At 44.6% G+C, this 24,357-nt stretch carries 21 protein-coding genes; 15 read left to right on the top strand and 6 right to left on the bottom strand.

The features are described from left to right. Window positions 1-14 precede the first annotated feature (14 nt). Both DBK98_RS08675 and DBK98_RS08670 read left to right on the top strand, forming a co-directional pair. Window positions 15-3,350 carry a glycoside hydrolase family 2 TIM barrel-domain containing protein gene (locus tag DBK98_RS08675; protein ID WP_032537156.1) on the top strand — a complete coding sequence of 1,112 codons (3,336 nt, stop codon included), beginning with the start codon at window positions 15-17 and terminating at the stop codon, window positions 3,348-3,350. Window positions 3,351-3,371: 21 nt separating this feature from the next. Beyond that, a complete protein-coding gene (locus DBK98_RS08670) occupies window positions 3,372-4,457 on the top strand; it encodes a phosphotransferase enzyme family protein (RefSeq protein WP_005810171.1) in 1,086 nt (361 codons plus the stop codon). Here DBK98_RS08670 and DBK98_RS08665 read toward each other — a convergent pair. From DBK98_RS08665 to glaB, 5 genes are all read right to left on the bottom strand, one after another. Continuing rightward, a complete protein-coding gene (locus DBK98_RS08665; RefSeq protein WP_005775655.1) occupies window positions 4,438-5,091 on the bottom strand; it encodes a DUF3256 family protein in 654 nt (217 codons plus the stop codon). The two genes, DBK98_RS08670 and DBK98_RS08665, sit on opposite strands and share 20 nt — an antisense overlap. A 27-nt stretch (window positions 5,092-5,118) precedes the next feature. After that, window positions 5,119-6,018: a DMT family transporter gene (locus DBK98_RS08660; RefSeq protein ID WP_005775654.1), complete on the bottom strand. Its 900-nt coding sequence runs from the start codon at window positions 6,016-6,018 to the stop codon at window positions 5,119-5,121. A gap of 23 nt (window positions 6,019-6,041) precedes the next feature. Then, on the bottom strand, window positions 6,042-6,800 hold the full coding sequence (truA, locus tag DBK98_RS08655) for a tRNA pseudouridine(38-40) synthase TruA (protein WP_005810175.1): 759 nt from the start codon (window positions 6,798-6,800) through the stop codon (window positions 6,042-6,044). Window positions 6,801-6,880: 80 nt separating this feature from the next. After that, window positions 6,881-8,035: a DUF4468 domain-containing protein gene (locus tag DBK98_RS08650; RefSeq protein ID WP_005810177.1), complete on the bottom strand. Its 1,155-nt coding sequence runs from the start codon at window positions 8,033-8,035 to the stop codon at window positions 6,881-6,883. Between the two features lie 31 nt (window positions 8,036-8,066). Next, a complete protein-coding gene (glaB, locus tag DBK98_RS08645) occupies window positions 8,067-9,854 on the bottom strand; it encodes an alpha-1,3-galactosidase (protein WP_005810178.1) in 1,788 nt (595 codons plus the stop codon). Between the two features lie 153 nt (window positions 9,855-10,007). On the opposite strand from glaB, the gene DBK98_RS08640 reads away from it, so the two are divergent. Beyond that, window positions 10,008-10,505 carry a hypothetical protein gene (locus DBK98_RS08640; protein WP_005810180.1) on the top strand — a complete coding sequence of 166 codons (498 nt, stop codon included), beginning with the start codon at window positions 10,008-10,010 and terminating at the stop codon, window positions 10,503-10,505. Window positions 10,506-10,528: 23 nt separating this feature from the next. Then, window positions 10,529-12,166 carry a flotillin family protein gene (locus tag DBK98_RS08635; protein WP_005810181.1) on the top strand — a complete coding sequence of 546 codons (1,638 nt, stop codon included), beginning with the start codon at window positions 10,529-10,531 and terminating at the stop codon, window positions 12,164-12,166. Window positions 12,167-12,241: 75 nt separating this feature from the next. On the opposite strand, the gene DBK98_RS08630 is transcribed toward DBK98_RS08635, so the two are convergent. Then, window positions 12,242-12,922 (bottom strand): DUF5715 family protein, encoded by a 681-nt coding sequence (locus DBK98_RS08630; protein ID WP_005810183.1) that lies wholly within the window; start codon window positions 12,920-12,922, stop codon window positions 12,242-12,244. A gap of 163 nt (window positions 12,923-13,085) precedes the next feature. Between DBK98_RS08630 and DBK98_RS08625 the strand changes: the two genes are divergently transcribed. The 11 genes from DBK98_RS08625 to DBK98_RS08575 all read left to right on the top strand — a co-directional run bounded on the left by DBK98_RS08625 (window position 13,086) and on the right by DBK98_RS08575 (window position 24,345). After that, on the top strand, window positions 13,086-14,099 hold the full coding sequence (locus DBK98_RS08625) for a PhoH family protein (RefSeq protein WP_005810185.1): 1,014 nt from the start codon (window positions 13,086-13,088) through the stop codon (window positions 14,097-14,099). A gap of 19 nt (window positions 14,100-14,118) precedes the next feature. Beyond that, window positions 14,119-15,060 (top strand): phosphoribosylaminoimidazolesuccinocarboxamide synthase, encoded by a 942-nt coding sequence (locus DBK98_RS08620; RefSeq protein ID WP_005775645.1) that lies wholly within the window; start codon window positions 14,119-14,121, stop codon window positions 15,058-15,060. 122 nt (window positions 15,061-15,182) lie between these two features. Continuing rightward, window positions 15,183-15,920 carry a bifunctional demethylmenaquinone methyltransferase/2-methoxy-6-polyprenyl-1,4-benzoquinol methylase UbiE gene (gene ubiE, locus DBK98_RS08615; RefSeq protein WP_005775644.1) on the top strand — a complete coding sequence of 246 codons (738 nt, stop codon included), beginning with the start codon at window positions 15,183-15,185 and terminating at the stop codon, window positions 15,918-15,920. A 26-nt stretch (window positions 15,921-15,946) separates the two neighbouring features. Beyond that, on the top strand, window positions 15,947-16,690 hold the full coding sequence (locus tag DBK98_RS08610; protein WP_005775642.1) for a shikimate dehydrogenase: 744 nt from the start codon (window positions 15,947-15,949) through the stop codon (window positions 16,688-16,690). After that, window positions 16,690-17,640: an alpha/beta hydrolase gene (locus tag DBK98_RS08605; RefSeq protein ID WP_005810187.1), complete on the top strand. Its 951-nt coding sequence runs from the start codon at window positions 16,690-16,692 to the stop codon at window positions 17,638-17,640. The genes DBK98_RS08610 and DBK98_RS08605 overlap by 1 nt, the downstream gene beginning before the upstream one ends. A gap of 1 nt (window position 17,641) precedes the next feature. Beyond that, window positions 17,642-18,565: a TPM domain-containing protein gene (locus DBK98_RS08600; protein WP_005810188.1), complete on the top strand. Its 924-nt coding sequence runs from the start codon at window positions 17,642-17,644 to the stop codon at window positions 18,563-18,565. Between the two features lie 50 nt (window positions 18,566-18,615). After that, the gene (locus DBK98_RS08595; protein WP_005775638.1) at window positions 18,616-19,197 is read left to right on the top strand and encodes a LemA family protein; all 582 of its coding nucleotides are present in this window, start codon (window positions 18,616-18,618) and stop codon (window positions 19,195-19,197) included. A gap of 647 nt (window positions 19,198-19,844) precedes the next feature. Further along, window positions 19,845-21,011, top strand: a complete 1,167-nt coding sequence (locus DBK98_RS08590; protein ID WP_005775636.1) for an AIR synthase-related protein — start codon at window positions 19,845-19,847, stop codon at window positions 21,009-21,011. A gap of 119 nt (window positions 21,012-21,130) precedes the next feature. Continuing rightward, window positions 21,131-22,243 (top strand): peptide chain release factor 1, encoded by a 1,113-nt coding sequence (gene prfA, locus DBK98_RS08585; protein WP_005775635.1) that lies wholly within the window; start codon window positions 21,131-21,133, stop codon window positions 22,241-22,243. Between the two features lie 48 nt (window positions 22,244-22,291). After that, window positions 22,292-23,116, top strand: a complete 825-nt coding sequence (gene pyrF / locus DBK98_RS08580) for an orotidine-5'-phosphate decarboxylase (protein WP_032537157.1) — start codon at window positions 22,292-22,294, stop codon at window positions 23,114-23,116. Beyond that, entirely contained in the window at window positions 23,116-24,345 is a 1,230-nt protein-coding gene (locus tag DBK98_RS08575) for an HD domain-containing protein (protein WP_005775632.1), read from the top strand. The genes pyrF and DBK98_RS08575 overlap by 1 nt, the downstream gene beginning before the upstream one ends. Window positions 24,346-24,357: the final 12 nt, after the last annotated feature.

Below are 24,357 nucleotides of genomic sequence, written 5' to 3'. Positions count from 1 at the left end.
AATACCCTCGAAACATGAAATTAAGACTATCTCATACCTTAAATAGCCTTATGCTGGGTGGCCTCCTGATGGCCTCCGCTTTTGCTTCGGCCGGCAATGAACCGAAGAAGCCTTACTGGCAAGACGTACAGGTAGTAGCCGTAAATAAAGAATACCCCCGTTCTTCATTTATGACCTACGAAAACCGTGCAAACGCCTTGACCGGAAAGTTCGAAAAAAGCAAATATTATCAACTTCTGAACGGAACCTGGAAGTTCTACTTTGTAGATTCATACAAGAATCTGCCGGCCAACATCACCGACCCTTCGGTGAGCACAGCCGACTGGACAGATATAAAAGTACCGGGCAACTGGGAAGTACAGGGCCATGGCGTGGCTATCTATACCAATCACGGTTATGAATTCCAGCCCCGTAACCCACAACCTCCGACTCTACCGGAGGCCAATCCGGTAGGTGTGTACCGTCGCGACATCGATATCCCCGCCGATTGGGACGGACGTGATATTTATCTTCACCTGGCCGGTGCCAAATCGGGTGTATACGTGTACATCAACGGGCAGGAAGTGGGTTATAGCGAAGATTCCAAAAACTCTGCGGAGTTCCTGATCAACAAATTCGTGAAACCCGGCAAAAATGTACTTACTTTAAAGATTTACCGTTGGAGTACCGGGTCTTATCTAGAATGCCAGGACTTCTGGCGTATCAGCGGCATCGAACGTGATGTTTTCCTCTATTCACAACCTAAAGCCGCGTTGAAAGACTTCCGCGTGACATCGACCCTGGACGATACATACAAAGACGGTATCTTCAAACTGGGTGCAGACCTGAGAAATAACGGTTCGGCTGCCAGCAACATGGCTCTGGTATACGAATTGCTCGATGCCAAAGGTAACGTAGTAGCCACCGGAGAAAAAACTGCTGATGTAGCTGCCGGAGAAACCCGCACAGTATCTTTCGACCAGACACTCCCGGGAGTCAAAACCTGGACTTCGGAAGCTCCTAATCTTTACAAGCTGGTGATGACCGTGAAAGAAAACGGTAAAGTGAACGAAATCATTCCGTTTAACGTGGGTTTCCGCCGTATCGAAATCAAACCGATCGAGCAACTGGCGGGTAACGGAAAGCCTTATGTATGCCTCTTTATCAATGGCCAGCCGCTGAAACTGAAGGGAGTAAACATCCACGAACACAATCCGGCTACCGGTCACTATATGACCGAAGAGCTGATGCGCAAAGATTTCGAATTGATGAAACAACATAACCTGAATACGGTCCGCCTATGCCATTATCCGCAGGACCGCCGCTTCTATGAGTTATGCGACGAATACGGACTTTATATATATGATGAAGCAAACATCGAAAGCCACGGCATGTACTACGACCTGAAAAAAGGTGGTACGTTAGGAAACAACCCCGAATGGCTGAAAGCACATATGGACCGCACGATCAACATGTTCGAACGTAACAAGAACTATCCGAGTCTGACTTTCTGGTCACTGGGTAATGAAGCCGGTAACGGTTACAACTTCTATCAGACCTACCTTTGGTTGAAGGATGCCGATAAAAACATCATGGACCGTCCGGTAAACTACGAACGCGCCCAGTGGGAATGGAACTCCGATATGTACGTTCCGCAATATCCGGGAGCACAGTGGCTCGAAGCTATGGGTAAACGCGGCAGCGACCGTCCGATAGCCCCTTCCGAATATTCACACGCAATGGGTAACTCGAACGGTAACCTCTGGGATCAATGGAAAGCAATCTATAAATATCCGAACTTGCAGGGTGGATACATCTGGGACTGGGTGGATCAGGGCATTGACGCAGTAGACGAGAACGGACGTCACTTCTGGACATACGGTGGTGACTATGGTGTAAATACGCCGAACGACGGTAACTTCTGCTGCAATGGTATCGTTAGTCCGGACCGTACACCGCATCCGGCAATGGCTGAAGTGAAGTATGTTCATCAGAACGTAGCTTTCGAACCGGTGGATCCGGCCAATGGAAAATTCCTGGTTAAGAATCGTTTCTACTTCACAAACCTGCAGAAGTATATGATCTCGTATACCATTAAAGCAAACGGAAAAACGGTGAAAGGTGGTAAAATGTCAGTCAATGTAGAGCCACAGGGAAGTAAAGAAATTACTATTCCGGTAAGCGGACTGAAATCGAAACCGGGAACCGAATACTTCATATACTTCAACGTAACTACGACTGAACCGGAGCCGTTAATTCCGGTTGGACACGAAATTGCATACGAACAGTTCCGCCTGCCGGTTGAACCGAGTGAACGTACTTTCGCTACCGGTGGTCCAACTCTGAAAGTATCGGCAGAAGGCAACGAACTGAGTGCTTCCTCTTCAAAGGTAAGCTTCGTATTTGATAAGAAAACCGGCTTGGTTTCTTCATATAAAGTAGGCGGAACCGAATACTTTAAAGATGGTTTCGGACTTCAGCCTAACTTCTGGCGTGCACCGAACGATAACGACTATGGCAACGGTAACCCCAAACGCCTGCAAGTATGGAAACAATCGAGCAAAAACTTCAATGTAGTAGACGCCAACATAGTAATGGACGGCAAAGATGCCGTATTGACCGCCAACTATCTGCTGGCTGCCGGTAACCTTTACATTGTTACATACCGCATCCATCCTTCGGGTGTAGTAAAGGCTGATTTCACTTTCACTTCTACCGATATGGAAGCTGCCAAGACCGAAGCCTCCGAGGCAACGCTGATGGCTACTTTCACTCCGGGAAGCGATGCGGCGCGCAAGGCTGCTTCTAAACTGGAAGTACCCCGTATCGGTGTACGCTTCCGTCTGCCTGCAGAAATGAACCAGGTAGAATACTTCGGACGCGGACCGGAGGAAAACTATGTGGACCGTAATGCCGGTACTCTGATCGACCTCTATAAAACAACCGCCGACAATATGTACTTCCCATACGTACGTCCGCAGGAAAACGGCCATCATACCGACACCCGTTGGCTGACCCTGAATAAAAAAGGCGGTAAGGGACTGACGATCTATGCAGACAAAACAATCGGCTTCAATGCACTGCGCAATTCGGTAGAGGATTTTGACGGAGAAGAAACCGTATCACGTCCGTATCAATGGCTGAACCGTGATGCCGGTGAACTGGTTCACGATGAAAGCAAAGCCAAAGATCAGTTGCCGAGAAAGACACATATCAACGATATCTCACCGAGAAACTTCGTTGAGGTATGTGTGGATATGAAGCAGCAGGGTGTGGCCGGATATAACAGCTGGGGTGCACGTCCCGAACCGGGCTACAACATTCCGGCAAACCAGGAATACAAATGGGGATTTACAATCGTACCAAGATAAACTAACTTAAAAATAGAAACCATGAAAGATTTACTGAACATCGTATCTAAATTCAAAGTACAAGGCACTGTAAGCGAAATCAAACCACTCGGCGCCGGACTGATTAACGACACTTATAAGGTAAACACTACCGAAACAGATGCTCCCGACTATGTGTTGCAACGTATCAACCACGCCATTTTCCAGAATGTGGAAATGCTTCAGGACAACATCGCTGCTGTAACCGGACACATCCGCAAAAAACTGACGGAAGCCGGAGAAACAGATATTGACCGCAAGGTACTGACTTTCCTCCCGACAGAAGAAGGCAAAACATACTGGTTCGACGGTGACAGCTACTGGCGTGTGATGGTATTCATCCCCCGTGCCAAAACTTATGAAACAGTAAACCCGGAATATTCATATTATGCCGGAGCTGCTTTCGGTAACTTCCAGGCAATGCTGGCTGACATCCCGACAACACTGGGTGAGACTATCCCCGATTTCCATAACATGGAATTCCGCCTGAAGCAACTTCGTGAAGCTGTAGCAGCCAATGCAGCCGGACGAGTAACTGAAGTACAGTATTATCTGGACGAAATAGAGAAACGTGCAGACGAAATGTGCAAGGCCGAACGCCTGTATCGTGAAGGCAAACTGCCGAAACGCGTATGCCACTGCGATACGAAAGTGAACAATATGATGTTCGACGAAGATGGCAAAGTGCTTTGTGTAATCGACCTCGATACAGTAATGCCAAGCTTTATCTTCTCTGACTACGGTGATTTCCTGCGTACAGGAGCCAATACCGGAGACGAAGACGATAAAAACCTGGATAATGTCAACTTCAACATGGAGATATTCAAAGCATTCACCAAGGGATATCTGGAAGGAGCCGGTTCATTCCTCACTCCGATCGAGATTGAGAATCTGCCTTATGCAGCAGCTCTCTTCCCTTATATGCAATGTGTACGCTTCCTGGCAGACTACATCAACGGAGACACTTATTACAAGATTAAGTATCCCGAACATAATCTGGTTCGTACAAAAGCACAATTCAAGCTATTGCAAAGCGTAGAAGAACATACTCCCGAAATGGAGGCATACATCAAAGAGTGTCTGGGATAAACTTCCCACCTTTCCAGGTGTAAACAATTGAACGGCGGAGAAACGGTTTCAGTTTTTCCGCCGTTTCTTTTTCCATATACTCCGGAGTAGTCAGAGTAAAAGTCAACGTCTCATCCTCTTTAGAAAGCTCCGCCTTCATCAAAGTCATATCGGCTTGCAGACGGGCATCGATAAAATCGTAATCAGTAGAGTCGGAAGAAGTAAAGAAATTATCTATATGAGGCTCTGAAGGCAGAAACCCATCGGCAGGAAGTTCTTTCCAATCGGTGGTATAGAAGCGGATATGACTGTCGCATGCCGGAGCACAAACTGTAGAAACAGCACAGACCACTTTTACACTATCGTTCAGCGGTAACAGTTTCATCTGCCAACTGCTCGCATCAGACATTTTAAGAGATATATAATCGGGACTTAATTCCGTCATTTCCGACTTACCCCCGAAACGGTTGGTCACCTGGGCCTTCATCTTACTTTCGATGAAATCGATACAATCTGCACGGTTCACCGATGTCAGCAACGGACACAGTGAGTCAGGTATATTCACGAACACCGTTTTGGCCTCCTGCGCTTTGACAGCAAAGGAAGAAAAAATACCCAGAATAAATACCAGGAGGGTAAGAGTAGAATTTTTCATATCTGATAATCTTGTTTCTTTACGTTCTTATTTAGTTCCCAAATATAGGAATATCATTCCGATTAACACCAGAATAAGGTCAATCGCCTTGCTTTTTAAATTCTTTTCACGGAACATCATAGCACCGAAAAGGAAAGATACGATGACGCTTCCTCTCCGAACCATCGAGACAATCGAAATCATCGAATCTTCGTAACTCAATGCATAGAAGTAAACAAAGTCCGCAGCGCAGAGGAAAATGGAAATAAAGATGATGGCCCAGTCCCAGCGGAAGGGTGTGGACGACTTACGTTTGGGCCACCAGAGCAAGGCAAGGATAGGACACATGATGAACACCTGATAGACATTATACCACGACTGTACCACCATCGGGGGCAACTGCTTCATCAGATACTTATCATACAATCCGCTTACCGCACCTGCTACGGCTGCCAACACAATAAAAAGAATCCACTTGTTATGTTTAAAGTCAATCCCTTCTTTCTTCCCCGAACGGCTTAGCATAAAGAAAGAAACTACAGCCAGCAACACACCGATCCACTGATAGAGATTCAGACGCTCGCCAAAAACCAGCATGGCTCCCACAAGCACCATTACAGGGCGGGTTGCATTAATGGGACCTACAATCGTAATAGGCAAATGTTTCATCCCGAAATAGCCAAGTATCCACGAAGAAAGTACGATAAAAGACTTGATAATGATAAATTTGTGTACTTCCCACCCGACGACGGGAACATCGAACATAGTACCCTCCAGCACTCCGGGGACAAATGCCGACAACAAGATGAAAGGCAGGAATATAAGACTGGAAAAGAGCGTATTGAGAAACAAGACAGGCAGAACCGCATTGTCCTTTAACGACTTCTTTTTAAACACATCATAGAAGCCCAGCAAGGTCGCTGAAAGAAAAGCAAGGAGTAACCACATAACAGAGTTTATTTAAAAAGAACTCATTCAAATATATCTTGAGGATATTCTACATTCACCAGGAAAAGCGCATTGCCGGGAGCAGAGGTTCCGGCTTTACAACGGTCTTGTTGCTCGATTATTCTACGGAAGCCATCTACCGACAACTTACCTCTGCCTACTTCCAATAAAGTACCGACGATGGCACGCACCATGTTGCGCAGGAAACGGTCCGCCTGAATGGTAAACACCCAGGTATATTCATCCTCCTGTGTCCATTCGGCATGCATAATCTTGCAGATGTTGGTCTTTACATCCGTATGCAATTTACTGAAACTGGTAAAATCCGTATAATGAAACAAGGTCAGAGCGGCCTCATTCATCTTCTGAAAGTCGAGCGGATTGTGTATCCGGTAACGATACTGGCGATTAAAAGGATACTTTACGGTAGTGATATAATATTTATAAGTACGGGCTGTCGCATCAAACCGCGCATGTGCGTCCGGCCTTACCCGGCAAACTTTATAGACTGAAATATCCTGAGGTAAAAGACGATTCAACTTCTCGGCTACCTTATCCGTATCCAGCATCTCTCCTTCGTAATCGAAGTGGGCAACCATCAGCGAAGCATGTACCCCGGCATCTGTCCGTCCCGCCCCAATCACTTCCGTATCTCTCCGTAAAAAAGTGGCAAGTGCCTTCATCAGGCATTCCTGTATACTGATACCGTTAGGCTGAATCTGCCATCCATGATAATGGGTGCCATCATAGGCCAAATAAATAAAATATCTTTGCACGCTCATTCCGTTCACTTGGTTTTTGCGTGCAAAGATACTGCTTTAATTGAAAAGTAGGGATTGATACTTATCAATAATTAATTGCTTTACTTGATCCACACATTGATTATCTCACCGATATACATCTTGTGCAAAGGTTTATCCTTCCATTCTCCTTTCAATTCCGGACTATCAAAAGCACCAGAAGCAATCGGCTGGGAGAGCATTTTTTTGCATTCTATAATCATCCATGCTTCCGAGAAAGCTTTACTGCCCGAAGGAGTAGTGAGAGGAGTCAGTCCGGCGCCTTTCACCTTATCAGTATCACCTCCACTATGGCTTCCACAATATTTCAGAGCATCCCGATAAGCTTCCGTATAAAAGCTGATAGTATATGTGTCATTCTTTTCCATCAACTGATAAGTATAACGCGTAGGATAAATGAAACAAAACGAAACCGGTTTATTATAAAGATATCCCAATCCGCCCCAACTTGCCGTCATCATGTTATATTTTTCTTCCGTACCGGCTGTAATCAGCATCCAGTCCTCAGAAAGCATCTTAATGATATTGCCCGGGATCTTATCCGCAGAGATGCGTCTGTAGCCTGCCATGGAACCGTCCGCAGCACCCCCCGGAATTTCCCGGCTAAACTCTCCCGGAACAACTTTCGGTTCTTTGGCTATGAGGGGAACCAGCACCTCCGTTCCTCCCAACGCCTTCGCTGCCTTTTCCGTCAGGTCATCAAACAGATCGATTGTTTTGATACGGAGTTTTCCATACTTGGCAACCACTTTTGTTTTGGCTTTATTCAATCCCGCCTCATCTGTTATCCAGTCTTCGGCCTCCATTTCTTTATTGTCACCATGAAAATAAGAAATGTTGTACATCTCCATCTTGCAAGATCCATCCAGACAGTTCATCACCAATCGATATTTGATGGTAGCACGATCCAAAAAGAAACTGTTGGTTGCAGATAGTTGAAGATATTCTTCACCCAGACATGCAATCTGCCCTCTTTCCTTATCAAAATAGGCAACTCTGCCCTTTTGTCCTTTTGAAGGTGCAAAACGTTTCTCGGCCCACTTCAACAAGACATCATAAACTTGTTGTTTTGATAACCCGGGAGCCTGAATCTGTTCTGTAAAGATGACCTTTCCATTAACAACCGGCACTGCACCAGCCAAATATTTACTATTGTCTTCCTGCGCCCAAAGGAATATAGGGAAACAGATTAAAAGGGATAATAAAATTCTCTTCATACGTTTATAAGTATTTTACAGAGTCCCGACTTCACTCTGAAATCTTCACGTTTGTCACCCGTTCAAGCAAGAAACGGTTTTTATTCCAGTGGAAAGGCTTAAATTCTGTATTGGTTTTAATCACATTGTTGCGAAATATCAACCCGTCTACTGACTTTGCATAAAGAATCGGTGCATCAAATGTATCGAATTCATTGTTCTCAATCACAATACCTCCGTCTTTACCACCATGAAAATACTTCTGTTGATCTTTCAAATTAGGTATTTCAGGATAAATAGAGATAATTGCATTGGTAAACTGGAACATGTTGGTAAGCGCATTGATAAAACGATTGCGGCGAATGGTAACATCACGACAAGCACCTGTCTCGAACCAGCCATTGCAATCGCCACACAATAAAATAGCCGTACCGGAGGTATGATCAAACAGATTGTCTTCTACCACTGTTTTTTTAGGAGTGCTGAACAGTGTACCGCGAGCACGGTTATTGCGAATCGTATTGCCGGCAAACAGCACTTCAGGAGTCCATGTCAGGTTTTCAATCCCAAAACCACTTTTTTCATTGATAGTCGGATCAATAGGATCTTTAAAAGTAATGTTGAACTCACGGGCTCCCGATATTTCATTTTTATCATAAGGACGAATTGCAGTAATCTGGTTTTGATTGCCAATCAGCTCCATCGTTTCAGAACGTACAAACTGAACATCATCCCCCGGACGTCCCCATTCGAACCCCCAGGACTGATCGTGCATATAGCGTCCTATCAACGTATGATCATCTACCCGCTTGATTACTTTCAGATAAGTTCCGTGTACATTAATGGCGTCATCCATCATTCCTTCGTACAGGCCATTCTTCGAAATAATCTTTCCCTTACATCCGGAGAAGTGAGTGGCATCTGCCTGCGTTGTGAAATAACGAGGATCATTATCGCCTTTCAGACAAACCCCGAAACCATCGAGTGTAATATCTTCGCAAAGCTGTGCCAAAAGTCCCATGCCTTCGGCATAATGCACTTTAACATTAAGCAAAGAAGTATTAATGTCATGTGACATGAAAATACCGGGAGTAGGACGTCCCCATCCACGCATGGCCACTACCGTGCCAGGCACCAGACGCGCATCTTTCCATTTCGGAGAACAGATACGGCGGGGAGCCACTTCGAAAGCTCCTTTGGTAGGACAACCGATATCACTGGTGTTGTATACGACATGTTTTGTTTTACCATCGAAAGCAATTCCCCAAGAGTATCGCATTGTCCAGCCTTCACCCAGTCCTTCAAATACAGAATCCTTACTTATACGATAATCCACCCACGATGCAGGTTCAAAAGTGATTCCTTTTTCCGGATCATTCTCTATCACTTGCACCTGAGCAATATGAGGCTGTTCAAAATCAATACTGAAGTTCTTCAGTACACAATTCTCCGAACGGAGCAAAGAAACCGGAATCATCCTTCCATAAAATACAAACTCGGAACCTTGTCCGTCAATAGTCAGGTTCTTCATATCTTCCAAGGCAATGCCCACCTTTTTGGGATTGTCCTGATCGTGATTGGATATATAATATTCGCGTACATCCGAACCGTTTTCATGGAAATTGTAGCGTCCGGCAGGAAAACGAAGTACCACTTCTTCACCATTACGGCATTCAGCTTTAATCTTAGCTATGGCCTTACGCACAACAGGTGATGCGTTTTTCTTACTATTGGCTTTCAAGCCAAACTGGGAAATGTCGTAAACACGTTCTTGTGCACAAACATCCGACACGGATAAAGAGAGCAGCAGACTCAGAGTAAAGAGTAGGATTGTCTTCATAGTTTTTTCAATTTCTGTTTAATAATTAGGGTACAAATATACATTCATTTTCCGATTCTTCCATTTTTTTGTTAGTTTACCTTTGCATATAAAAACCAAAGATGTATATTTGGGGACTATATCTATAAAATGATCCATTAAACACCTATTGCCATGAGTAGTAATATTTTCCTAACCATTGCTATTGTCACGACAGGCATTTTTGCAGTACAATTCATCCTATCCGTTTTTTTTGGTGATTTCGACGCAGATACGGACATCGACACTGATATCAGCAGTGTAGTTTCCTTTAAAGGATTGACCCACTTCGGTATCGGATTCGGCTGGTATATGTATCTGCAGCACAACACCGAAATACAGACTTACCTGACTGGATTTGTCATCGGACTGATATTTGTATTTGCCGTCTGGTTTTTATATAAGAAAGCCTACCAGCTGCAACAGACCAATCACTCGGAGAAAACAGAACAATTAGTAGGAAGAGAATGTACCATTTACTTCAAACAGAACGAAAAAAAGTATACCGTACAAGTCAGCCGGGATGGGGCCATGAGAGAAATTGATGTTATCACGGAATCAGGTAAACCCTATCAAACCGGAGATAAAGCAACGATCACCTCCTACAAGGACGGAACTTTATATATCCAATAATTAAAAACTCAAAAAAGAGAACTATGACCCAGGAAATGATGATTATGGCTGCCATACTCGTGGCGGTAATCTTAATTACATTTATCGGTATCCTTTCACGCTACCGGAAATGTAAAAGTGACGAAGTATTAGTAGTATATGGTAAAACAGGCGGAGATAAAAAGTCTGCAAAACTATATCACGGTGGTGCCGCTTTCGTATGGCCTATCGTACAGGGATATGAATTCCTGTCGATGAAACCGATGCAGATAGACTGTAAACTGACAGGAGCACTTTCCGCCCAGAATATTCGTGTAGATGTGCCGACTACCATTACAGTAGCTATCAGTACGGATCCCGAAGTCATGCAAAATGCTGCCGAACGTATGCTGGGGCTGACCATGGACGATAAACAAAATCTGATAACAGATGTGGTTTACGGACAGATGCGTCTGGTTATTGCCGACATGACAATTGAGGAGTTGAACTCCGACCGTGATAAATTTCTCTCTAAAGTAAAAGATAACATTGATACAGAACTCCGCAAATTCGGTTTGTACCTGATGAATATTAACATCAGCGATATTCGCGATGCTGCCAATTATATCGTCAATTTAGGAAAAGAAGCGGAAAGTAAAGCTCAAAACGAGGCACAAGCCAATATTGAAGAACAGGAAAAACTGGGTGCTATCAAAATTGCCAACCAGATTAAAGAACGTGAAACCAAAGTGGCGGAGACTCGTAAAGATCAAGATATCGCCATTGCGGAAACCAAAAAGCTGCAAGAAATCTCCGTAGCCAATGCCGATAAAGACCGTATCTCCCAGGTAGCTATCGCCAATGCGGAAAAAGAATCGCAAGTGGCTAAAGCAGAAGCAGAAAAGAATATCCGGATAGAGCAGGCCAATACCGAAAAGGAAAGCCGCATTGCAGAGTTGAACTCCGACATGGAGATCAAACAAGCTGAAGCACAAAAGAAAGCTGCCATCGGACGAAACGAAGCACAAAAAGAAATCGCGTTGTCTAACTCCGAACTGGCCGTAACCCAAGCCAATGCCGACAAACAAGCCGGTGAAGCTGCAGCCAAATCGGAAGCAGCCGTACAGACAGCTAAAGAAATCGCTCAAAAAGAAGTGGAAGAGGCAAAAGCACGAAAAGTAGAATCATCTCTGAAAGCAGAAAAAATAGTACCGGCAGAAGTTGCCCGCCAAGAAGCTATTCTGCAAGCAGAAGCCGTAGCCGAAAAAATCACCCGTGAAGCAGAAGCCCGTGCCAAAGCAACACTGGCACAGGCAGAGGCAGAGGCAAAAGCGATTCAACTGAAACTCGAAGCAGAAGCAGAAGGTAAAAAACGCTCGTTACTGGCAGAAGCAGAAGGTTTCGAAGCCATGGTGAAAGCTGCCGAATCAAATCCGGCTATTGCTATTCAATACAAGATGGTAGATCAGTGGAAAGAAATAGCAGGCGAACAGGTAAAAGCCTTCGAACATATGAACTTAGGCAATATCACTGTATTCGACGGAGGTAATGGAGGCACAAGCAATTTCTTGAACACATTGGTAAAAACTGTCGCACCAAGTTTAGGAGTATTGGACAAACTGCCTATCGGAGAAACGGTTAAAAACATTATTCACCCGGAAGAAAAAGACAAGAAGGAGGAAAAAGAAGATAAAAAACAGTAAACAACAATGAACGATAAACGATGAACAGGCTGCGCTACTTCTGCGAGTCTTTGTTCATCGTTTATAGTTTACCGTTTATCTCGTTGTTATATGAAAACATCCTTGTTTCAGTTCATACTTTATATAACATTTATCAGCCTTGCGAACATCACGCAACACTTCAGCCAACACTAACTTTAAGGTATCGGCACTTACATCCTGAAGAGGACGTCCCTCCTCATCTTCTACTTTCTTAAACCGCTTCCAGCTTACATCGAATGTTGTTCCGTAGAAATGACATGAGTTTTTTGACGCATTGCCATTCCGGCGACGCAAACGTTTTACATCATTCTCTGTCCGAAGCACAGATGTAACAATGATCTTATTCGGATTGAGTCCTTTGGCAGTCAATGAATCTAAAAAATTCGCTCCAATCGTATCGAGTAATGCACTGGCACGCGGTACTAAATAAGGAATGGAATGAGTAAGTGAATCCACTGCATAAAATTCATTATCAGTAATGTGAACCAGTTTTCCATCCATATTTTCCGCTTCTTCACGCGAGGCTAACGGAGTAATTCCCCAAGTATGGGCCGCTTTTAGCTGCACATCATTCAAATCCCCGAATGAACGTTTATAACTTACCACTCCCTTGATGTTACGCGGTTCGTTAAGTTTAAGAGACATATCTTTCTTTTTGCAACCTGCCAGAAAAACCGGGGTAAAACATAAAAATACAGAAATAGTAAATAGATACCTGTAGTTGGATAAATCCATAATTAGCCTTTTTATAAGTTCCGAGGGCACAAATATACTGGAATTGTCTTTCTCAGGAAAGAGCATCGCAAATTAATTCGGCAAGAATCGGCAAAGTATGAGAACGATTCATTAAATTTGCAGTCCATTTCACAGCGTATGCGTGAACCTTTAAATTGATTCAATGATAGAAAAGCTGATAGTTCTTGAGGATATCGATCCAGTTATCTTTTATGGCGTAAACAACGCTAACATACAATTAATAAAAGCTTTGTATCCAAAGCTGCGCATTGTTGCCCGAGGCAATGTCATTAAAGTACTGGGCGACGAGGAAGAAATGTGCGCTTTCGAAGAAAACATCACCAAGCTTGAAAAATATTGCGCCGAATACAATTCACTGAAAGAAGAAGTCATTATCGACATTATAAAAGGGAATGCGCCGCAAGCCGAAAAAGCAGGCAATGTGATTGTATTCAGTGTCACGGGAAAACCCATTATTCCACGCAGCGAAAATCAATTGAAGCTGGTAGAAGGATTTGCCAAGAACGATATGGTATTTGCCATCGGACCTGCAGGTTCGGGCAAGACCTATACGGCCATAGCCTTAGCGGTTCGTGCACTGAAAAACAAAGAAATAAAGAAGATTATCCTCAGCCGCCCTGCGGTAGAAGCCGGTGAAAAGTTAGGTTTTCTGCCCGGAGATATGAAAGATAAAATAGACCCGTATCTGCAACCTCTTTATGATGCTTTGCAGGACATGATTCCAGCTGCCAAACTAAAGGAATACATGGAACTGAACATCATCCAGATTGCCCCATTAGCCTTTATGCGCGGACGTACGCTAAATGATGCAGTCGTAATCCTGGACGAGGCTCAGAATACTACCACGCAGCAAATTAAAATGTTCCTCACCCGTATGGGAATGAATACCAAGATGATCATCACCGGAGATATGACCCAGATAGACCTTCCGGCTTCACAAACATCGGGGTTGGTGCAGGCATTGCGCATTCTAAAAGGAGTCAAAGGAATCAGTTTTGTTGAACTGAATAAAAAAGACATAGTGCGCCATAAGCTGGTAGAACGGATTGTAGACGCTTACGAAAAGTTCGACAAAGAAAAGAAAATCGAACGGGAAAAGTTAAACGGCGAGCGGCTCACCATAAGCAAAGAACGGCAAAACGTTGGTAATTTGTAATTCATAATTATATAGAAGTATGAAAGCATTAACAAAAACAGATTTCAACTTTCCGGGACAGAAAAGCGTGTACCACGGAAAAGTACGTGATGTGTACAACATCAATGGCGAACAACTCGTAATGGTAGCTACCGACCGTATCTCGGCCTTTGATGTAGTATTACCCGAAGGCATCCCTTATAAAGGACAAATGCTGAATCAGATTGCAGCTAAATTTCTGGATGCCACAACAGACATCTGTCCGAACTGGAAAGTCGCAACCCCGGATCCAATGGTTACAGTAGGAGTGCTTTGTGAAGGTTTCCCGGTAGAAATGATCGTGCGCGGTTATCTTTGCGGAAGCGCATGGCGTGCCTACAAAAGCGGTGTACGCGAAATCTGTGGCGTAAAACTTCCTGAAGGTATGAAAGAAAACCAGAAGTTCCCCGAACCCATCGTGACTCCAACCACAAAAGCAGAAATGGGACTGCATGATGAAGACATCTCCAAAGAAGAGATTCTGGCCCAGGGATTGGCTACTCCGGAAGAATATGCTACACTTGAAAAATATACATTGGCCCTGTTCAAACGCGGAACTGAAATTGCAGCAGAACGCGGTTTGATTTTGGTAGACACCAAATATGAATTTGGTAAACACAACGGTACCATCTACCTGATGGACGAAATCCACACTCCGGACTCAAGCCGTTACTTCTATGCCGACGGTTACCAGGAACGTTTCGAAAAAGGTGAAGCCCAAAAGCAACTCTCCAAAGAATTTGTGCGTGAGTGGTTAATGGAAAACGGATTTCAGGGTAAAGAAGGACAGAAAGTTCCTGAAATGACTCCTGCCATCGTAGAAAGTATCAGCGAGCGTTATATTGAATTATTCGAAAACATCACTGGTGAGAAATTCGTTAAAGAAGATACCAGCAACATCGCTGAACGTATCGAGAAGAACGTAATGGCATTTCTAAAATAAGAAGCCCGAATCAGAAACGAATAAGATTCACCACAGGGTATACAAAGTACACAAACATGGTTTTGAAACCCAAAACCATCCACTTTTGTAAACCCTGTGGTGAATAAAACTCTGAATGAAAAATGAACTACCCACAAGAACAAATCAAACCTTATAGCAATGACGGGAAAAAGAGCGAACAGGTAGAACAGATGTTCGACAACATTGCCCCTGCATACGACCAACTGAATCATACCCTTTCATTAGGGATTGACCGGAGTTGGCGACGCAAGGCAATCAATTGGCTCAAACCTTTCCGCCCGCAACAGATAATGGATGTGGCAACCGGTACCGGTGACTTTGCCATTCTGGCATGCCGCGAACTGCAACCCGACCAGCTGATCGGAACAGACATTTCTGAAGGAATGATGAATGTGGGACGTGAAAAAGTGAAAAAGGAAGGTCTTTCCGAAAAGATATCTTTTGCAAAGGAAGACTGTACCTCCCTCTCGTTTGCCGACAACCGTTTTGACGCTATCACTGTCGCTTTTGGTATCCGCAACTTTGAAGATTTGGATAAAGGGCTTTCCGAAATGTGCCGTGTCCTCAAACCGGGCGGACATCTGGTAATCCTTGAGCTGACAACTCCGGATCGATTTCCGATGAAACAATTATTTTCCATTTACTCAAAAATAGTCATTCCAACCCTCGGCAAACTATTATCGAAAGACAACAGTGCTTACAGCTACCTGCCTCAAACAATCAAAGCATTTCCCCAAGGAGAGGTTATGAAAAACGTTATCTCGCAGGTTGGCTTCAGCCAGGTACAATTCCGACGGCTGACATTCGGCATCTGTACACTTTATACGGCTACGAAATAAATATTAATTTAACATCCTCCCCCTTTATGCAAAAGTATGGTTTAATTGGCTATCCACTGAAACATTCGTTTTCTATCGGCTTTTTCAATGAAAAGTTTAAGTCTGAAGGCATAGACGCCGAATATGTCAACTTTGAGATTCCTGAAATCAACGATTTTATGGAAGTGATCGAAGAAAACCCCAATCTGTGCGGACTGAACGTAACAATCCCTTATAAAGAGCAAGTCATCCCTTTCCTTGACGAGTTGGATAAAGACACTGCCCAAATAGGTGCAGTCAATGTTATTAAAATTGTTCGTGGTCCTAAAGGAAAAGTAAAACTGACAGGATATAATTCTGACATAATAGGATTCAGCCAGTCCATTCAGCCATTGTTGCAACCTTATCATAAAAAAGCATTAATCCTGGGTACAGGCGGTTCGTCCAAAGCAATCTATCATGGCCTGAAGAATCTGGGAATCGATAGTATATTCGTGTCCCGTACCCAAAAAGAAGGCATGCTGACCTACGAAGAACTGACTCCAGAAATCATGGCAGAACATACAGTGATTGTAAACTGCACACCGGTAGGTATGTATCCGAAAGTAGACTTTTGTCCTGCCATTCCCTACGAATTACTGACACCAAACCATTTATTGTACGATTTGTTATATAATCCAAACACCACTCTTTTCATGAAAAAGGGAGAGGAGCATGGGGCCGTAACCAAAAACGGTCTCGAAATGTTATTGCTGCAGGCATTTGCCGCATGGGAAATATGGAATAAATAATGAAAAAAGGAATCAAGATAAGCGTCGTTATATTATTGCTGCTGCTTACCGGATGTACGATAGGCGGAAGTTTCTTCATGCTCAACTATTCGCTCCGCCCGGAAGCGAAGATACGTGCCAAGAATGCCGATTCTTATCCTTTCATGTACGAAAACTATCCGTTTTTACGTCCTTGGGTGGATAGCCTCAATCAGGCTCATGCACTTCGGGACACTTTTGTTTTAAATCCGGAAGGCATCCGTCTGCATGCTTATTACATCGCAGCCCCGCAGCCGACCAAAAAGACAGCGGTCATTGTACATGGCTATACGGACAATGCAATCCGCATGTTCATGATAGGCTATCTATACAATCGCGACCTGCAATACAATGTGCTTTTGCCCGACCTGCAACATCAGGGAGAGAGCGGTGGACCGGCCATTCAAATGGGATGGAAAGACCGTCTGGACGTAATGCAATGGATGCACATCGCCAATGAGCTTTATGGTGACAGTACTCAAATGGTTGTACATGGCATTTCAATGGGAGGGGCCACCACAATGATGGTATCCGGCGAAGTACAGCCCTACTTCGTGAAATGTTTCGTTGAAGATTGTGGTTACACCAGTGTCTGGGATGAATTCTCGCACGAACTGAAAGCAAGTTTCCACCTTCCTTCATACCCATTAATGAATACCACCAGCCTGCTGTGCCAGAAAAAATACGGATGGAACTTCGAAGAGGCTTCATCATTGAACCAGGTTAAAAAAAGCCGCCTGCCGATGTTCTTCATTCATGGGGACAAAGATACGTACGTGCCCACATGGATGGTTTATCCCCTTTATGAAGCCAAACCGGCTCCCAAGCAGCTTTGGATTGTACCGGGAGCCGCACATGCCTTATCTTATAAAGAGAATAAGGAAGAATATACCCGGAAAGTAAAAGAATTCACAGACCGCTACATTCATTGATATGAAACAGATACTCACTTATTTGCTTTTCGTGTGGATATTCCTCCCACTGAAAGCACAGGAAAAGATATACACCGTAGAGAATATCCCCAAAGTACATTTGCAGAACAAGATGCAATATGTCTGTAACCCTGCCAGCATCCTGTCACAACAGGCTTGTGACGAAATGGACTCGATGCTGTATGCTCTGGAACAAAAAACAGGTATCGAGACTGTAGTTGCCGTAGTACCTTCCATCGGAGATAAAGACTGCTTTGAGTTCTCCCATCAATTGCTGAACCAGTGGGGAGTGGGCAAGAAAGGAAAAGATAATGGACTGGTCATCTTACTGGTCACCGATCAGCGATGTATACAGTTCTATACCGGCTACGGACTGGAAGGTGACCTGCCAGACGCAATCTGCAAACGCATACAAACCAAGGACATGATCCCTTATCTCAAAAAGGGAGACTGGAACCAGGGAATGGTAGCAGGAGTACAAGCAGTATGCCGGCGTCTGGATGGCTCCATGGTAAATGATGATAAAGATACCGGAGAAAAGGGGATATCCGCCTCCATGCTTCTCTTTGCTATTTTAGGTTTCATTGTGGTGGCCGGAGTGGTAGGTATACTGGCTGCACGGGCAAGTACCCGTTGCCCTAAATGTGGAAAACATCAACTTCAACGGAGCGGCACGAACTTAATATCGAACCGCAGCGGAGTAAAGACCGAGGATATTATTTATACTTGCCGCAATTGCGGACACACCGTAGTCCGGCGTCAACAATCATACGATGACAATTACAGGGGACGTGGCGGAAGAGGCGGAGGTCCTTTCATCGGAGGCTTCGGAGGGGGAAGTTTCGGAGGCGGCGGAGGCGGCTTCGGTGGTGGAAGCTTCGGAGGAGGTTCGGGCGGAGGCGGAGGTGCCGGCTCACGTTTCTAAGCAACCCAATCATTCTATTAGTCATTAATCAGTAATCAAAAAGAAACAATATGAAAAAGTCAGTTATTATCCTTATTGCCGTAGTGGCAGTTATCGTCATCTGGGCCATCAGTGCCTACAACGGACTGGTATCCATGGACGAGAATGTAAGCAGCCAATGGGCTAACGTAGAGACACAGTATCAACGTCGTGCCGATCTGATTCCTAACCTGGTCAACACTGTCAAGGGATATGCCTCACATGAAAAGGAAACACTTGAAGGCGTAGTGGAAGCCCGCAGCAAAGCGACTCAAATCAAAGTAGACGCTAATGACCTCACTCCGGAAAAGTTAGCCGAGTATCAGAAGGCGCAAGGAGCAGTCACTTCTGCATTGGGCAAGCTGCTTGCCATCACCGAAAACTACCCGGACCTGAAAGCCAACCAAAACTTCCTTGAATTGCAGGCACAACTGGAAGGTACGGAAAACCGCATCAACGTTGCCCGCAAAAATTTTAATGACGCTGCGCAGGCATACAATACCTCTATCCGTCGGTTCCCGAAAAGCATCTTTGCTTCCATTTTCGGTTTCGAAAAACGTACTTATTTCGAAGCAGCCGAAGGCACGGAAAAGGCACCGGAAGTAAAATTCTGATAAGTCACGCAAATCCTTTTCACCAGAAAAGATTGTCGATACACAATATCCGATGAATAAAGTGGGAAATAACCCTCAACAGGGTATATTTCCCACTTTATTCATTCATATAATCTGCTCCGCAGTCACCCTCTCTCCGTCCCGCTCTCACCTCCCCCACTCTTTTCTTAAACCTTGTTCCAAAGTACTTCAAATACAAAATGATATTATTCCGTTTAAAGTACTAAAGAACTAAAAGGAAACTCGTTTCAAACAATAATTAAAGTTCATCTCAGGTGCTGCGATGTATATCTTAGCGGGCAAGATACATATCTTAGCCGCCAAGATGTCCATCTTAGCAGCTAAGATAAAGAATTTCATATGAAAAAGCTCTTTTAACTAAAGGTCCGGCAAAACTTTCACCAAAACCTTTTCGTGCTTTGGGCTTTAACTTCGCAGCGAGTGTATGTAAGTCCATTTGCCTGATCTGCACTAACAACAGATTGAAGGGCAGATTGCAAAGCGCTTTTGAACTTTTCATTTCAAACTTCCAAATTTAAAACGGACTCTCTCCCTGTCGTATTACTCCATCGTTATATCCGCCAATTTGTTGGCTATAAGGAAAAAAAGCAGTACTTTTGCCGTTGTATACAAAATCCAAATAACTCATGAGTAATCAACGATACATGATGCGAGGCGTCAGCGCATCAAAAGAAGATGTGCACAATGCCATCAAGAACATCGACAAAGGAATTTTTCCACAAGCATTCTGTAAAATAATCCCTGATATTCTGGGTGGAGATCCGGAGTATTGCAATATTATGCATGCTGATGGTGCAGGAACCAAATCGAGCCTGGCCTATATGTACTGGAAAGAAACAGGGGACCTCTCCGTGTGGAAAGGGATTGCCCAGGATGCACTGATCATGAACATAGACGACTTGCTTTGTGTGGGCGCAGTCGACAATATTCTGGTATCTTCAACCATCGGACGCAATAAACTTCTTATTCCCGGAGAAGTAATTTCCGCCATCATCAACGGAACAGACGAACTGTTGGCCGAACTCCGTGAAATGGGAGTAGGTGTGTATGCCACCGGTGGTGAAACAGCCGATGTGGGTGATCTCGTCCGTACCATTATCGTAGACAGTACGGTAACCTGCCGTATGAAACGGGCAGACGTTATCAACAATGCCAACATCCGCCCGGGGGATGTTATTGTAGGCCTTGCCTCACACGGACAAGCCACTTATGAAAAAGAATACAATGGCGGTATGGGCAGCAATGGGCTGACTTCTGCCCGCCATGACGTTTTTGCCAAATATCTGGCAGAGAAATATCCCGAAAGCTATGATGCAGCAGTGCCCGAAGAACTGGTTTATTCGGGCGGACTGAAGCTGACAGACGCAGTAGAAGGTTCTCCGATCGACGCGGGAAAACTCGTCCTCTCTCCCACCCGCACTTACGCACCGGTAGTGAAAAAGTTGCTCGATGCGCTACGTCCTGAAATTCACGGAATGGTGCACTGCTCGGGTGGTGCACAAACCAAAGTGCTGCATTTCGTAGGCGATGTACGCGTGGTAAAAGACAACCTCTTCCCCGTGCCCCCATTGTTCAGAACCATTCAGGAACAAAGCGGAACCGATTGGGCAGAAATGTATAAGGTATTCAACATGGGCCATCGCCTTGAAGTATACCTTTCACCCGAACACGCGGCCGAAGTTATCAAGATCAGCGAATCTTTCGGTATCCCTGCACAAATCGTGGGACGCATCGAAGAAAGCGATAAGAAAGAACTGATTATCAAGAGTGAGTTCGGAGAATTCACTTATTAAAAAACGAACAAGATCCATCACAAAGAATACAGAGTTTGCAGAGGCACTACACGCACTTACGAAAACCTCTGTATCTTCCGTGACGGATAAAATTCGCAGCTCATTTAACTCCTAAATTTATGGCAGACAACAATAGTATATTAGAAAAACTCGACGGTCTTGTTGCCCGTTTCGAAGAGGTGTCTACCCTTATTACCGACCCGGCAGTGATTGCCGACCAGAAACGATACGTAAAATTAACCAAAGAATACAAGGATCTGGACGATTTGATGAAAGCCCGTAAAGAGTACATGCAACTGCTGGCCAACATTGAAGAAGCTAAAGACATTCTCTCAAACGAGTCGGATACCGATATGAGAGAAATGGCCAAAGAGGAAATGGACAACAGCCAGGAACGCCTTCCGGTATTGGAAGAGGAAATCAAACTGTTACTGGTACCGGCCGATCCTCAGGACGGTAAAAATGCCATTCTTGAAATTCGCGGAGGTACAGGTGGAGACGAAGCCGCCATCTTTGCAGGCGACCTTTTCCGGATGTACGCCAAATTTTGTGAAACGAAAGGTTGGAAGATGGAAGTATCCAGCGCCAATGAAGGTGCTGCCGGCGGATATAAGGAAATCATTTGCAGTGTTACCGGCGATAATGTATATGGCACATTAAAATACGAATCGGGTGTACACCGCGTTCAACGCGTGCCGGCAACAGAAACCCAGGGACGCGTACATACCTCGGCAGCCTCGGTAGCTGTACTTCCCGAAGCGGAAGAGTTTGATGTAGTGATCAACGAAGGTGAAATCAAATGGGATACTTTCCGTTCGGGAGGTGCCGGCGGACAAAACGTAAACAAGGTTGAATCGGGCGTCCGCTTACGTTACATCTGGAAGAATCCCAATACGGGAGTAGCAGAGGAAATCCTGATCGAATGTACTGAAACCCGCGACCAACCTAAAAATAAAGAACGTGCTTTGGCGCGCCTTCGTACGTTTATCTACGACAAGGAACATCAGAAGTATATCGACGACATCGCATCCAAACGTAAGACAATGGTTTCGACGGGCGACCGTTCGGCCAAAATCCGTACTTATAACTATCCCCAAGGACGTATAACCGACCATCGCATCAATTATACCATCTATAACCTGGCCGCCTTCATGGACGGAGATATTCAGGAATGCATCGATAAGTTGACTGTGGCCGAAAATGCTGAACGTCTGAAAGAGAGTGAATTGTAACGAGAAGGCAACTTCAATCGTAAATCGTAAATTTGTAAATAAAGAAAGATGAACAAGCAACAATTATTTGAAAACATCAAACGCAAAAAATCATTTCTTTGCGTAGGACTCGACACAGATATTAAAAAGATACCCGATCATCTGTTGGATGATCCGGATCCCATCTTCGCTTTCAATAAAGCAATCGTTGATGCAACAGCAGACTATTGCATCGCTTATAAACCTAATCTGGCTTTCTATGAGAGCATGGGCGTAAAAGGATGGATTGCTTTCGAAAAAACTGTAAATTACATCAAAGAAAATTATCCCGACCAGTTTATCATTGCTGACGCCAAACGCGGTGATATCGGCAATACATCGGCAATGTACGCCCGCACCTTCTTCGAAGAACTCGACATCGACTCTGTCACTGTAGCTCCTTATATGGGAGAGGACAGCGTTATTCCGTTCTTATCTTACGAAGGGAAATGGGTAATTCTGCTGGCTCTGACTTCAAACAAAGGCTCACACGACTTCCAACTGACGGAAGATGCCAACGGCGAACGCCTTTTCGAGAAAGTATTAAAAAAATCACAGAAATGGGCCAATGATGAACAGATGATGTACGTTGTGGGCGCTACTCAGGGACGTGCTTTCGAAGACATCCGTAAGATTGTCCCCAATCACTTCCTTCTGGTTCCGGGTATCGGCGCTCAGGGAGGTTCTCTTGAAGAAGTATGCAAATATGGCATGAACAGTACCTGTGGACTCATTGTGAATTCCTCCCGCGGAATTATTTATGTAGATAAGACCGAAAATTTTGCCGCTGCCGCCCGTGCCGCTGCCAAAGAAGTGCAAGAGCAAATGGCAGAACAGCTGAAAGCTATCTTATAATGCCTCACGAACGGAAGATAATCAACGATCCGGTATTCGGGTTCATCAACATACCAAAGGGGTTGCTGTACGACATCGTACGGCATCCCCTTTTGCAGCGTTTAAACCGCATCAAGCAAGTAGGGCTTTCATCCGTAGTCTATCCCGGTGCACAGCACACCCGGTTCCAGCACTCTCTGGGAGCTTTCCACCTGATGAGCGAAGCTATCACGCAACTGGCCTCCAAAGGGAACTTCATATTCGACAGTGAAGCCGAAGCCGTACAGGCAGCCATCCTTCTGCACGACATCGGCCACGGGCCTTTTTCGCATGTTCTTGAAGACACCATTGTCAAAGGAGTATCCCATGAAGAAATCTCCCTGATGCTGATGGAACGGATGAACAAGGAGCTGAACGGACAACTTAGTTTAGCCATTCAGATATTCAAAGACGAATATCCCAAACGCTTCTTGCACCAATTAGTCAGCGGACAACTGGATATGGACCGTCTGGATTACTTGCGCCGTGACAGTTTCTATACCGGAGTTTCGGAAGGCAATATAGGTTCGGCACGCATCATCAAAATGCTCGACGTAGCAGACGACCATCTGGTAGTGGAGTCCAAAGGAATCTATTCCATAGAAAACTTCCTTACAGCACGGCGACTGATGTACTGGCAGGTTTACCTGCACAAAACGTCAGTGGCCTATGAACGGATGCTGATCAGTGCCCTGTTACGTGCCAAGGAACTGGCTTCGCAAGGAGTGGAACTGTTTGCCTCGCCGGCGCTGAAATTCTTCCTGTACAACCACATCGACCCGGAAGTATTTTACAATAACCCTGACTGTCTGGAAAACTTCATTCAGTTGGACGATAATGATATCTGGACGGCTCTTAAAGTATGGAGCACCCATACGGATAAGGTTTTATCAACATTAAGCCTGGGTATGATTAATCGTAACATATTCAAGGTTGAGATATGCGCTGAACCTATCAGTGAAGAGCGAAAAAAAGAATTGACTTTGCAGATCAGCCAACAATTAGGCATCACTCTTTCCGAAGCAGACTATTTTGTCTCTACCCCCAGTATCGAAAAGAACATGTACGATTCGGCAGATGACAGCATTGATATTATTTACAAAGACGGAACAATAAAAAATATTGCAGAAGCATCGGACATGCTAAACATTTCATTGCTTTCTAAAAAGGTAAAGAAATACTATATCTGCTACTTGCGTTGGGATAGATAAGTATAAAATATT

Source organism: Bacteroides sp. PHL 2737 (assembly GCF_004115325.2).
Classification (GTDB): domain Bacteria; phylum Bacteroidota; class Bacteroidia; order Bacteroidales; family Bacteroidaceae; genus Bacteroides; species Bacteroides hominis.
Note: the sequence above shows the minus strand (reverse complement) of the source record. Positions and strands in the feature narration are given on the sequence as shown.